The organism is Spongiibacter pelagi (assembly GCF_014705705.1).
Classification (GTDB): Bacteria; Pseudomonadota; Gammaproteobacteria; order Pseudomonadales; family Spongiibacteraceae; genus Spongiibacter; species Spongiibacter pelagi.
In genome coordinates this window covers 354919-368664 of the sequence record NZ_JACXLD010000001.1, presented here as the reverse complement: position 1 = coordinate 368664, position 13746 = coordinate 354919, and the positions used below count along the sequence as shown (strand labels likewise).

General features: G+C 53.2%; 10 protein-coding genes. 6 read left to right on the top strand and 4 right to left on the bottom strand.

Going from position 1 to position 13746, the window contains the following annotated elements:
• Positions 1-245: 245 nt before the first annotated feature.
• On the top strand, positions 246-2450 hold the full coding sequence (locus tag IB286_RS01700) for a primosomal protein N' (RefSeq protein ID WP_190761925.1): 2205 nt from the start codon (positions 246-248) through the stop codon (positions 2448-2450).
• Here the strand turns inward: IB286_RS01700 and IB286_RS01695 are convergent.
• Complete coding sequence (locus tag IB286_RS01695) at positions 2447-3520, bottom strand: mechanosensitive ion channel family protein (protein WP_190761924.1); 1074 nt, start codon at positions 3518-3520, stop codon at positions 2447-2449. The genes IB286_RS01700 and IB286_RS01695 overlap by 4 nt on opposite strands.
• A gap of 148 nt (positions 3521-3668) precedes the next feature.
• Between IB286_RS01695 and ilvD the strand changes: the two genes are divergently transcribed.
• Positions 3669-5510: a dihydroxy-acid dehydratase gene (gene ilvD, locus IB286_RS01690; protein WP_190761923.1), complete on the top strand. Its 1842-nt coding sequence runs from the start codon at positions 3669-3671 to the stop codon at positions 5508-5510.
• Positions 5511-5639: 129 nt separating this feature from the next.
• On the opposite strand, the gene IB286_RS01685 is transcribed toward ilvD, so the two are convergent.
• From IB286_RS01685 to IB286_RS01675, 3 genes are all read right to left on the bottom strand, one after another.
• Positions 5640-5789, bottom strand: a complete 150-nt coding sequence (locus IB286_RS01685) for a hypothetical protein (RefSeq protein ID WP_190761922.1) — start codon at positions 5787-5789, stop codon at positions 5640-5642.
• A gap of 169 nt (positions 5790-5958) precedes the next feature.
• Positions 5959-8535 (bottom strand): TonB-dependent receptor, encoded by a 2577-nt coding sequence (locus IB286_RS01680; RefSeq protein ID WP_190761921.1) that lies wholly within the window; start codon positions 8533-8535, stop codon positions 5959-5961.
• Between the two features lie 221 nt (positions 8536-8756).
• A complete protein-coding gene (locus IB286_RS01675; protein WP_190761920.1) occupies positions 8757-11285 on the bottom strand; it encodes a TonB-dependent receptor in 2529 nt (842 codons plus the stop codon).
• A 340-nt stretch (positions 11286-11625) separates the two neighbouring features.
• On the opposite strand from IB286_RS01675, the gene IB286_RS01670 reads away from it, so the two are divergent.
• The 4 genes from IB286_RS01670 (at position 11626) to IB286_RS01655 (ending at position 13731) form a co-directional block, all read left to right on the top strand.
• Entirely contained in the window at positions 11626-12207 is a 582-nt protein-coding gene (locus IB286_RS01670; RefSeq protein WP_190761919.1) for a TetR/AcrR family transcriptional regulator, read from the top strand.
• A gap of 248 nt (positions 12208-12455) precedes the next feature.
• Entirely contained in the window at positions 12456-12635 is a 180-nt protein-coding gene (locus tag IB286_RS01665) for a hypothetical protein (protein WP_190761918.1), read from the top strand.
• Between the two features lie 29 nt (positions 12636-12664).
• Complete coding sequence (gene yrfG / locus IB286_RS01660; protein WP_190761917.1) at positions 12665-13333, top strand: GMP/IMP nucleotidase; 669 nt, start codon at positions 12665-12667, stop codon at positions 13331-13333.
• 2 nt (positions 13334-13335) lie between these two features.
• Positions 13336-13731: an RNA-binding S4 domain-containing protein gene (locus IB286_RS01655; RefSeq protein ID WP_190761916.1), complete on the top strand. Its 396-nt coding sequence runs from the start codon at positions 13336-13338 to the stop codon at positions 13729-13731.
• Positions 13732-13746 lie beyond the last annotated feature (15 nt).

Genomic DNA, 13746 nt, shown 5'->3' with positions numbered 1-13746 from the left:
CATTGGGCCTCTGGATGCACCGCCACTCGATCCCTTGCCGAGCACCGTGCTGGGCTGAGCTCCGGCTCACTTTTGAATTGATCAAAAAACCGCCGGAAAAACAGGCCGCGAATCTTAGCAGAATTGGCCGCAGAAGCAAGCACCATCAGGCATTTGCTGCAATTACCCGGTTTGAGGGTTCGGGCTTGTCCTTCTTTGGTCGATTTCCGCTACACTGCCGCTTTTGTATTTTCTGCGCCACCAGCATGTTCCAAGCCGTTTCCAAGCCAGCCATTATCGAAGTTGCCGTGCCCTGCCCACTGCGGCGCAGCTTTGATTATTTACTGACCGGCAAAGAAACCCACGCCCCGCAACCGGGCCAGCGGGTGCTCGTTCCTTTTGGCAATCGCCGGCTGGTTGCGGTGATCATCGCGCTAAAAACTCAATCCGAGCACCAGAAACTCAAACCCATTATTGAATTATTGGATGCCGAGACGCCCAGCCTCAGCGCCCAGCAACTAGCGCTGGGACAATGGGCCGCTCAGTACTACCACCATCCGATAGGCGATTGCCTTCAGCAAATGTTGCCGGTGAATTTGCGCAAGCCCGGCCCCGCCGAGGCCCGGCCCAGCCCTGATGATTGCTGGCAACTCTGCGCTGACTGGCAGAGTAAAGAAGCGCCCGCCAACCGAGCCAAGCAGCAATTGGCCTTGCTAGACGCTTTTGTGCAGGCTCCCCAGCACCGCCTCAACCGAGAGCAGTTGACGGAATTGGGTTTTAAGCGCCCGCTATTAAATGAATTGATTAAACGCGATCTGGTCGAGGCCGTTGCGAGTGTGGGTATAACCAATACCGCTGAAACACCGCCGACGTTGAACGCTGAACAGTCTCATGTTGTTGATGCTGTCACCGCCAAGCTCGGCCAATTCTCCCGCTTTTTATTGGAAGGGATTACCGGCAGCGGCAAAACCGAGGTCTATTTACGTTTAATTCACGCCGCCCTTCAGCAAGGCAAACAAGCGCTGGTCTTGGTGCCAGAAATCGGCCTAACCCCGCAAACACTGGAGCGCTTTGAGCGCCGTTTTCCCGCTCAAGTTGCCAGCCTGCATTCCGGCATGAGCGATAATGAGCGACTCAAAAATTGGCTGGCGGTGCGCCAAGGCGACACCCCGATTCTGCTCGGCACCCGATCCGCGATTTTGGCCGATCTACCCAAGCTCGGGCTTATTATTGTCGATGAAGAGCACGACCCCTCTTACAAGCAGCAAGATGGCTGGCGTTATTCGGCGAGAGATATTGCGGTAAAACGCGCCGCCGATAATCACTGCCCGGTCGTACTGGGTAGCGCAACCCCAAGTCTAGACAGCCTGTTTAATGTCGAACGCGGTCGCTATGCCTTGCTGCAATTACGCCAACGGGCTGGCGATGCCAAGCCACCGGCAATTCAGCTATTGGATATCCGCCGTCAAAATCTGCACGAAGGTCTCTCAACCCCACTGCTGGAAAATATTGGCCAAACCGTAGCGAAGGGACAGCAAGCACTGATCTTTCTTAACCGCCGAGGCTTTGCCCCCACCCTGCAATGCCACGGCTGCGGCTGGATCGCCCAATGCGGCAATTGCGATGCGCGGCTAACCGTGCACTATCGCCGCCAGACCTTAAAATGCCACCACTGCGACGCCACCGCCGCCATGCCTTACCAGTGCCCCGATTGCGGCGATGATCACTGGCTGTTTGAAGGCCCCGGCACCGAAAGACTAGAAATGTTGCTGCAACAGCAATTCCCCAACACCCCGGTTTATCGCATCGACCGCGACACCATGAACCGCCAAGGCGACGTGGAAAATCGGGTGGAAGAAATTCGTCGCGGCGGCGCCGGCATTATTATCGGCACCCAAATGCTGGCCAAGGGCCACCACTTCCCCAATGTCACCTTAGTCGGCATTGTCGATATGGATGCGGGCTTGTTCAGCGCAGACTTTCGCGTGGTTGAACGCTCCGCGCAATTACTGGTGCAAGTGGCCGGACGCGCAGGTCGCGCGGAATTGGCAGGGCGGGTATTGATTCAAACCCACTGCCCGGAGCACCCGGCTCTGCAAACCCTGCTAAAACAGGATTACCGGCGCTTTGCCCAGCAACAACTGGCCGAGCGCCAACGCTTACAGCAACCGCCTGCCAGCTATTGCGCCGTATTAAGAAGTGATGCCGTGCGGCTGCAGCGGGCGGAGGAATTTCTGCAACAACTGGCCTCGGCGCTGCGCCCCCACGCCAAAGGCATTCAAATGATGGGGCCGCTGCCCGCACCGATGACCCGGCGCGCCGGGCGCTTTCGCTGCAGCCTGATTTTACAAACCCCGAATCGCGCCAAACTGCATCAACTGCTTTCGCTGGCAACACAAGCTGGCGACCGGATCAAAAAATCCAGCGATTTGCGCTGGTCAATTGACGTTGATCCGATCGAGCTGTTTTAGGATTTTTCCTCAGCCTCGCTGGCCTTATCCTGACTCTCCGCCGCCTTTACGGCTTCGCGGGCGATCTCCAGCTCGGCGGTTACCGCCGATAATTCTTCCTTCACCGCCTCGCGATCTTTTTCGCCGTACTCTTCATTGGCCAGATCATCTTTCAGGGATTTAATTTTGCCCTGTAACTTTTCAATAACACTGCCCAACTCCGCTTTGCTGAACAGAATTTCCTCGGCCTGACCGGCCTTGTCTTTTTCTGGACGATGGCGACGGCGTACCGGAATAATTTTATTCTCGCTGTTTAATACCCGTTGATTCATGAAATTGGGCGACACAATTTCGATACCAGCATTATGCAGCGCATCCAACATACGGCCGCGCAGCTTAGAGCGGGTACTGAGCAATAAGCCCGCCTCTTTTAACAAACCACTGGCGCGATAGGTGACCGAGAAATCACCCAGCTCACGAATTTGGACAAAGCCATTTTCCAACTCGGTATCTTCAATGGCCTTTAATAGCGCGGCTTCAATATCACGCCGGTCAACGTCATAACCCAGCGAAACATCGGCCGACACCACCGTGCCCGAGGAGCGCACTACGTTGTAGGGCTCCTGCACCAACAGCAAATTTGGCACGGTAACCAATTCACTGGTTTCATTTTGAATTTCCACATGTAATAAGCCGCGCTGGGAAACCCGACCCAACTCGCCCCGAAACTCAATGTAATCCCCCGCCTTAAAGCTATTGACCGTGCGCAACATAAAGCCAGCCATTAAATTCCCCATCAGCGAAGTAGAGGAGAGCGCAATGGCCGCCGATGCCAGCAAACCGATAAGGGAAAATAATTGCCCGCGCAGTTCATTGCTGATCGGCAGCGTAGCCACCAACAGCACCAAACCGGCAAGCCGAAACAGCAGGCGTGTACCCTGCTCACGGTAGCGAGTATCGGCGCCGTGCTCTTTTTGAACATCAAAGACCTTGCGGGTAAAAACCCAAGCCAGCCACAGCAGTACCAACACAAATAAACTGGGAATCCAGCTAATCAGCCAGGGAATAATCATTGCCTGCAGGTCGTTCATTATGCTCCTTCGTACACGTTACTTATGGCTTTCGCGGCCAGAGTAAATCCACTTGCCGCCGCTATCCTATCTTTACCTGTCTCCCCAGAAGCGTCAAACCTGCTAAAATGCCCAGCTTTTCAAAATAACTTCGCAGGAAGAGGCCACCATGCCCCAATACCGCTCTAAAACGTCCACCGCTGGCCGCAATATGGCTGGCGCCCGCGCACTGTGGCGCGCCACAGGCATGAAAGACGGCGACTTTGAAAAACCGATTATTGCGGTGGTGAACTCCTTTACTCAATTCGTACCCGGCCACGTTCACCTAAAAGATTTAGGCCAATTAGTTGCACGGGAAATTGAAGCCGCTGGCGGTGTAGCCAAAGAATTCAACACCATTGCCGTAGATGACGGTATCGCCATGGGCCACGACGGTATGCTCTACAGCCTGCCAAGCCGCGACATTATCGCCGACTCGGTGGAATACATGGTAAACGCCCACTGCGCCGATGCCATGGTCTGTATTTCCAACTGCGACAAAATCACGCCGGGAATGTTAATGGCCGCAATGCGCCTGAATATTCCGGTGATTTTTGTTTCCGGTGGCCCTATGGAAGCCGGCAAAACCAAATTGTCTGAGCACAAGCTGGACTTGGTTGACGCCATGGTTATTGCGGTAGACAGCAGCGCCAGCGACGAAAAAGTTGCCGAATACGAGCGCTCTGCCTGCCCAACCTGCGGCTCATGTTCCGGCATGTTTACCGCCAACTCCATGAACTGCTTGACCGAAGCACTGGGCTTATCCCTGCCCGGCAACGGCTCATTGCTGGCCACCCACGCCGACCGCAAAAAACTGTTTCTTGAAGCGGGTCGCCGCATTGTTGAACTGACTCGCCAGTATTACGAACAAGACGACGCCACCGTTCTGCCACGCAATATTGCCAGCTATCAGGCCTTTGAAAATGCCATGGCGCTGGATATCGCCATGGGCGGCTCAACCAACACGATTCTTCACCTGCTGGCCGCCGCTCAAGAAGCGGAGCTGGACTTCGGCATGAAAGACATTGATGCCCTGTCGCGCAAAGTACCGCAACTTTGCAAAGTGGCGCCGAACACGCCGCTGTATCACATGGAAGATGTACACCGCGCTGGCGGTATTATGAGTATTCTCGGCGAGCTGGATCGCGCCGGCTTGTTGAACACCGACGTACCTACCGTACACGCCAGCACCATGGCGGCTGCAATTGAGCAGTGGGATATCACCCTGACCGAATACGATGCGGTAAAAACCTTTTACAGCGCAGGCCCGGCGGGTATTCCAACCCAAGAAGCCTTTAGCCAAGACACCCGCTGGCCATCACTGGATGACGACCGCGAAGGCGGCTGTATTCGCAGCCTTGAGCACGCCTTCTCCAAAGAAGGCGGTTTAGCGGTACTGTTTGGCAATATCGCCGAAGATGGCTGTGTAGTGAAAACTTCCGGCGTGGATGACAGCATTTTGGTGTTTGAAGGCCCAGCGCATATTTGTGAAAGCCAGGAAGACGCGGTAGACGATATTCTTAACGACCGCGTTAAAGCCGGTGATGTGGTGATTGTTCGCTACGAAGGTCCGCGCGGCGGCCCCGGTATGCAGGAAATGCTGTACCCCACCAGTTACATTAAGTCTAAAGGTCTGGGTAAAGCCTGCGCCTTGCTGACCGACGGCCGTTTCTCTGGCGGTACCTCGGGCCTTTCCATTGGTCACGTTTCGCCAGAAGCGGCCTCTGGTGGCGCGATTGCATTGATCGAACAGGGCGATATTATTCGCATCGACATTCCCTGCCGTACCATTAATGTGTTGCTGGAAGACAGCGAGCTGAATCGTCGCCGCAAGGCGATGGATGCCAAAGGCGCTGCAGGCTGGCAACCCGCTAAATCACGGCCCCGTAAGGTTTCTACCGCTCTGAAGGCCTACGCCAAAATGGCGACCAGCGCCGACAAAGGCGCGGTGCGAGACATTAGCCAGTTTTAATAGGGATTAAAATCCCGGCATAAAAAAAGGGCTCCCATGGAGCCCTTTCAATGGTGCCGCGCTGATTAATAGCGCGTACAGCCGTCCCAAATTGTATTGCGGTGCTAGGCAGTTAATAAAAACTCGAAACTACTTGCTGGCTTCCGCTTTGCGGCTAAGACAAACCGGGTTCAAGTTCACTTGGTTTTGCACTGAAAACAGCACAATTCCGGTAGCGGCCAAAATCATACCTGCACTTACTGCTACTACACCCAGAATCAGTTGCGCATCGCCTACCATTTTTCGTCCCCTAATCGCTGCTCGGCTAGTTGCCGCTTACGGGAGTTAAAGTAGTTTTTTTTGCCGCTGCAAACTATACGCAAAAGCCGTATCCGGCCAAGGAATAACCCGCATCTCTGCAATAAGGTTTGGCTAAGCGCCCGACCAGCGGGCGCATAATCGCAGAGCCTTACCAGCGATAGCTAGCTTGCAGAGCAAAGGTACGCGGAGCGTTGATAAAGGCGTGGTGAGCCGTTGCCCCGGTAATGGTTTTGCCAGTAGGCGCATCGGCAGAGTAGATGATAATGAGTTCATCGGTCAGGTTTTTACCCAACAGTGCCAGCTCCCAGTCGCCATCTAGCGAGGACACCGCCAAACGGCCGTTGTACTGAATATAGGCATCTTGCTTCACCCGATCATCCAAGTTCTGCGAGGTGTAGTACTCATCGGTAAATACCGCGTCCAGATTGGCGCGCAGCATCAACGATTTGGTAATTGGACGCTCGTAAGCCAGCAACAGGTTACCGGAGTAATCCGCAACATACTGGTTGGTTTTACCGGAGTAATCACAGTTCACGCCATTGGGATTGGTTGGCGCTTCATCCTGCTTACAAGTACCAAACAGGTGCTCGCCAAACTCAAAATCCAAAAAGGCCAAGCCGCCTGAGAGCACCAAGTTTTCGGTTAGCGCCATCCGGCCGTCCAACTCCAAACCCTGAGAAAGTGCGCTGGCCGCATTGCCGACATTAAATCCCAAGGTGCCGTCGAAGATACTCACCTGCAGGTCTTCAAATTCGGTGCGGAACAACGCCACGTTTAATTCTGCAGCGCCTTCAAGCAGCGTCATTTTGGTACCTATTTCATAGGTGGTGGCCTGCTCTTCTTCGTATTCAAAGCTACCGATCAACACCCGCTGATTGGTGCCGGTAGGTGCGTTGGGATTAATCGGTGTGGGGTCAGCGCTGGGCGAGGCATTTGAGCGCGCATCAAAACCGCCCGACTTAAAACCGCGGCTGGCAGAGAAATACGCCATCATATCGCCGCTAACATCCCACTGAATATTCAGCAACGGAGCGAACTGCGATTCCTGACGCTCACCTTTAAGGCTGTGACGCTCGGCAGCAAAGCTAACCGCAGCGGCGGTGTCCACTTCGCCAAGCGGCTGGATGGTGCCATCTTCAAAGGCAAAGTCCATTTTCCGGCTGCCTTCTTTGTTCTCCCAGGTGTAACGGCCACCCAAGGTCAAACGCCAGTACTCATCCAAGTTCCAAGTAGCCTGCATAAAACCCGAGGCAATCAGTGAATCACTGGTGAAGTAACGAGGAGTGCGAATACCGCGCAGCGCATTACCCGCATCGCCGATACCCAGCACTTCGAATGCCGAACTGGAGCCTGCCGCTGGGTCATTATCACCGCGCGCACCACCCTCGGTCAGGTCAGCCGCGTTAACCAACTGGGGAATAATGTCTGAAGGCAGATAGATGGTATCGTAGAAATCCAGCGCGCTTTTGTGGAAATACGCACCGGCAATGTATTCCACTTTTTCACCTGCGGGCGAAATCCAGCGGAATTCTTGGCTGAATTGTTTGTACTCTTCATCAAACAACACTTGGAAAAGCGGCGCGCCAGTGAAGTCGCAGTCGCAGTCCTCTTCATACTGATAGGCCATGATACCGGTGATCGAGGTGAACAGGTGATCGCCGTAATACCAGTCCACTTTAGCGGTGAAATTCTGGGTGTCGTTATAGCTGTAGTCACCGTTGGAGTGGCGCTTACGGTCAGCGACATTGTTCAGCACACCCGGATCACCCTGAATATTGATGATGTCGCCAGTGCCCTGCACTTGCAGCACATCCAGCACTTGCTGTGGCAGCAAGCCCGCCAGTGCACCTAGACCGGCGCCACCCGCACCCGGAAATTGAGTGTCGTACATGATCTCGCCATAGGTGCGACCTGCAAAAAACGGCACCGTCGAGGTTGAGGGGTAGTTGGTAATAATTTCTGAAGCGCGGCCGTCTACGTCAAAGCTGCCCAGCTCCACTTTAAAGCTGGCGCTCAGATCATCGCGGATATCCCACTTGAGCTTTCCGCGCAGGGTCAACTCTTCACGTTCTGCCTCATCGCGGTCTAGTACGAGGTTGTAAATATGGCCATCTTGCTGACGCGCCCGCACTGCAAAGCGGTAGCCCATGCTATCGGTCATTGGACCGCTGAGCACCAAGTCGACAATGCGCTCACCCACATCGGGTTCATAGGTCACTTGGGTAGAACCTTCAAACTGGTCGGTGGGGTCTGCGGTTGAAATACTGATCGCCCCGGCCACGCTGTTTTTACCCAGCAGAATATTTTGTGGGCCGCGCAGAACTTCAACCCGCGCTAAATCGAGGAACGGCGCCCGCGCTAGCTGGGCACGGCTGTAAGAAATGCCATCGACATACATACCCACCGATTGTTCAAAACCCTGATTCTCACCCGAGCCGATACCGCGAATAAAAATATCGGTGCCGATGCCGGATTCCGACATGGTGAAGTTGGGTACATAGGCACTCAGGTCTTCAATTTTTGAAAGCCCGGATTCCATCATTTTTTCACCGCCAATGGCGCTGACCGAAACCGGAACATCTTGCAGACTTTGCTCCCGCAATTGGGCGGTCACAACAACCTCTTCCAATACCGGGGCGGCTAATGCGTTAGGGGTAAATGCGCTACTACTTGCAGCTAGAGCTGCGGCTGCAATTCCCTGTAATGCATAATTATTTTTTTGCATTGCTCTTCCTACTCCATCTTATTTTTACAGCAAGAAATTTTCATGGGCCATTGTGCCCTAAGTGAAGACACGACTCATTGACCACAAAATAGTCGAGATTGTCATTTTCAGCAAAGTGGCGCGCCCAAAACAAAAAAACCGCAGCAGACTGCGGTTTTCTAACTAGATTTTTGAGGAGCAATCTAAGCTTTTGAGGAACAATCTTGGTTTTTGAGGAGCAATTACTGGGGCCGCCAGGAAAAACTCAAGCCGTAAGTTACCGGCATACCGGTATAGCGCCCAATAGTGTCTAGCTGATTAGTGACATTATTGTAGTAATACTCATCGGTCAGGTTGCGACTCCACAGGCTGACACTCCAAGGGCCTTCTGCAGGAGCAAAACCGATGCGGGCATTCACCAGCCCATAATCAGCAATGTAGAAACGCTGATCCTGCTCTAATGAGGAGTTGGTTTCAGCGCGATAGCTGTAGTCCGCGCCAAATGACAATTCGTAGTCATCGAATACCGGCATGACGTAGTCAACGATGAAAACGTATTCCAGCTCTGGACTGTAGTTAAAGGGCTTGCCCGCAAAATCGAACTCGTTGCCGTCGCTGTCGCCGCTGACAAACTCAATCACTTCGGTATCGAGATAAGAGGCCGAGAACGCGAGGAACAAACCGTTTAGCGGATTCCATTTCAAATCCAACTCGGCACCCACTACTTTGGATTTTGGTGCATTGCGAAGAATCGGCAGCGCGCCAAAAATCGGATCGGCAAAATTGGTGCGCAACTGCTTGTCTTTATAGTCGTAATCAAACACCGCCGCATTTAGCTGCATGGTGTCCATCAGCTTCAGCTTGGCGCCGATCTCAATAGCATCGAGACGCTCCTGAGTGGCTGGCTCGAACTGTGAAGAGTCGGAAATATTAATCAGCGGGAAGCTACCCGACTTATAGCCGCGACTCAGCGACAAATACACCATGGCATCTTCATCAAACTGCCAATCCAAAGCCACGCGGCCAGAAATATTGTCTTCCTTCAACTGGCCGTAGTAACGACCGGGCTGACGGGTTTCAGAATTCAGTGTAAAGCAGCCGCCACGCTCTGCCGTTCCCGGCGCATAACCTGCCAGCGGAGATTGCAGGGCACTGATCGCGCTAAACGCATTGTTCAGACCGATACCTTCATTGGTCGCGCCAGGACGCTCCTGATCTGCACCGGGCTCGTCCTCTACGTTCACGTCTTGAGAACAGCCGTTAAAGTCACGCACCTCGTCGGTGTAGCGTGCACCAACCGTCAGTTTGAGTTCGTCAACAATATTCCATTCCACGTGACCAAAGACCGCCGCCGTTTCAGAAAGCTGGTCGCCGCCAAAACCGGAGCGGTTATCCAAGCCGGCCATGCCATCGGGGGGAATGATGTCGATCGGCAACACCGAGAGAATGGGGAAGCCAGAGGGCAGACCCACCGGGAAAATAATACTGACGTTTTCGTGGTGCAGACGCTGGAACTCGTGAACGTCATCTTCGCTATAACTCAGACCAAACTGCCAGAACAGGTCCGAGCTGGCCGAGCCGGCAAAGCGCAGCTCGATGTTATAGAAGTCGGTAGTCGCAAAGGTATTGCGCTCGGTATTTTCGGTATCTACGCCCGACTGGGGAATAAAACTCCCATCCGCCTCAAACTCACCCATCGAGGCCAGCAGGAACATATCCACATCTTCGGTCAGCCCCCACTCCAAGCGTACGCCGGTGGAGTAAAAGCTGTCGTTCAGACGAAAATTCAAGCCATTATTAGGCCAATCTGCGAGGGTATTATCGTCGGTGTTTTTATCCACGGTGGGATAATTGGCAACGTTTGGATGTAGAGCAGCGGCACCCAAAATAACGTTTTGCGATTCAATATCGGTGACTTGCAGGGCCTGCGGTTCAGATTTGTCGCTCCAGCCATCTACATGCCAAGTCAGCAGGATATTTTTGCTGGCTTCCCACTCCAGGGTTCCGCGAAACGCGTCTTTCTCAATCTGACCTAACTCGTCGTAACCATAGCGGCCATAGGGCGCACCCAAATCACGGCCAGTTTTGCCATTGTAATTAGGGCTGTCTGGATGGCGAGTATTGCTTTTCTGCCAGCCCTCACCGGATTCGATTCGGGTATACGCCAAGCGACCGCTCAAAGTATCTGTCAAACCGCCGCTGACAAAGCCCTCAAACTCCAGGGTATCGTAGCTGCTGTAGGAAAGATCTAAGCCATAGCTGAACTCAGCCGTGGGCCGCTTAGTAATGTAGTTGATAGCGCCGCCGGTGGTATTGCGGCCATACAGGGTGCCTTGCGGGCCTTTCAACACTTCAACGCGTTCAATGTCGAGATTCGAGCCCTTGCTCATAATAGGAAAGGGCAGGTTGAACTCATTGACATAAACACCCACGGTGGAGCTGGCGGTTTGGCTGTTTTCGTTAAAGCCCACCCCCCGCAGGGTATAAATAGGTGTATTAAAGCCGCCGTCGGCGTAGGAAAAACCGGGCACTAATTTGCCCAGATCACGGGTGTCTGTCACCCCGAGCGCCTGCAAGTCCTCACCTTGATACGTGGAGATCGCCAGCGGTATGTGATCTGCACCCTCTTCCCGTTTTTGGGCGGTAACCATGACCTCTTCTATTGTCAGACCGCGTTTGCGGGTGGCTTTTTCTTCTTGCGCTTCAAGCACAGGCGCAACAGAGACAAGAGGCAGGATCAGTGCCAAGGGTAGGGCTTTATCGGGGCGCATTGCCGATGACTCCTTATAGATGTCGCAACTAAACCGAGCAGGGACTGCAAGGGGGCGAATCCTAAAGGATTCACACTAAATAGCCGCAACTACATAAAATTATTTTTATATATGTATATTCCATTAGGTTATTTGATACACAAAACTTGTCAACCCGTCCCGTCACAAAAATTTGATCGCCACACTATGACACACATCAGATTTCTGCCCTGAACATAAAATGGGCCTGAAATTGACCAAACATAGGTACAATCCCTTACCCATTTCCGCGATATTTCACATTCCAGCAAGGTTACAGCGTGATAGCATAGTGACAAAGAAATGCTTAGAGATGGTGAGAATGATGAAAACCAATAAGCGCTGGGGCAGTGGCGCCCGTGTTGACGACCTAGATACCGGCAAAAAAATGCTGCTGCAAGCGGCTGTGCACTGCTTTACCACCAAGGGTATTAAGGCAACCACAATTGAAGATATTGCCAACGTTGCCAATGTAACCCGTCGTACCGTTTACCGCTACTTTGCTGGCAAACCCGATATTATTGCCACGCTGATGAAAATTGAGCGTACCCGCATGTTCCGTCGATTGGCGGAAGAAGTGCAGCAATACCAAGACGACTTCCCGCGTCTGCTCGAGGAGTGTATTTGGTTCACCGCAACCTATCACACCCCGCAACAGGGCAATGATCTGGTCACCGGCGGCAACCAGCAAGAAGCCAATCCGTATATGGACACCGAAGAGTCTGATAACGAATGGCGCAAGGTGCTGCACAAGCCCCTGACCCAATACAATCAGCGCTACGGCAAAAACATTGATTTGGACAACCTGATTTCCACCGTCGGTCGCTTGGCACTGGCCTATCGCCAGATTCCTACCGACAAGGCCAACTTCCTCGCGGGTGTACGCGCCTTCCGCATGGCCTAAACCTAACACAGCTCTTCAGCCCGGTTTTATACCGGGCTTTTTTATATCTGCGCTATATTAGCCAACTCTTCCCCCAACTCCTCGCAAGCCCCCAGCCACTCTGGCATTTAGTGGTTTTCCCCGATAAGCAGATTTCCGTATACTTTCACCTGAGCGCCATCGCTATAGTGAGCTCCAGATTCGAAATTATTGCCCCTTCTGCTTTTAGCTTTAAAAGCACCAAGGGCCGAACTAGAGAGACTAGAGCAATGGCACAGACAGAAACTCAAAACAGCTCCATCTTCAACCAAGCGCACCGTGCGGGTCAGCAAATTACCTCTACCGGTCTGCGTCGTTCTGAGTGGTGGCTGAATGTGAACTATGCTGAAGTCATTGAAATTAAAGACGCCGTGGGCCTTGGATCTCTTCGCACACGCCTCGCCAGTTAAGACCGCCGTATCCGGCAGGGTACGGTGTCATGCTTAACTGGCATGACATCGACACCGTCTTGCTGGATATGGACGGCACCATTCTCGATCTCCACTACGACAATTATTTCTGGACCCAGCACCTCCCCAAGCGCTATTCCGAAATACACGGTGGCGAACTGGAAGCCGTAACCCGCCACCTGCTCGACAAAATCATGGCCCAAAAGGGCTCCCTAAACTGGTACTGCCTAGACTATTGGTCTAGAGAGTTGCAGCTTGATATTCCTGTGCTCAAGCGGGAAGTCGCCCACCTGATTAATCCACTACCAAGCAGCCTTCGGTTTCTAGAAGCCCTGCGCGGTAGTCACTGTGAAAGCTGGCTGGTCACCAATGCCCATCAAGCCGGACTCGACATCAAGCTGGAAAAATTTGACCTGAACAATTGGCTGGAACGTATTGTGACCTCCCACGAGCTCGCCATGCCCAAGGAAGACCCCAATTTCTGGCAAGCCCTGCAATCACGCTGGCACTTCGATCCGGAGCGCACGCTATTAGTGGACGACAATATTCAGGTATTAGATGCCGCGCGGGCATTTGGCATCCGTCATTTGATTACCATCCGCCAACCGGACAGCCGCCAGCAGGCGCGCGAACAATTACCCTATCCCGCTATTCTGCATTTTGATGAATTACTGCCGATCCCGGCGAAAAGCCAATAACCATGTCTGACACACACAAAGTACGCCTCGATAAGTGGCTATGGGCCGCCCGTTTTTACAAAACCCGCAGCATTGCCAAGCAGGCAATAGAGGGTGGCAAGGTGCAGTACAACGGCCAGCGCTGCAAAGTCAGCAAAGAAGTCGAGGTCGGCGCCATGTTAAATGTGCGAACGGAGCGGGAAACACGCGAAGTCGAAGTGCTCGCTCTTTCAGACCAACGGCGGGGCGCACCAGAGGCGCAATTATTGTATCGGGAAACCGAAGACAGCATTAAAGAGCGTGAACGCCTAAAAGCAGAGCGCAAAGCACTGGGGCCCGCCTCAAATATTTTGTATGGCGAGCGTCCTAATAAAAAGCAACGCCGACAAATTCACCGCTTCCGCGAACAGCAGCAGTAGCCATCCTCTTGCTAT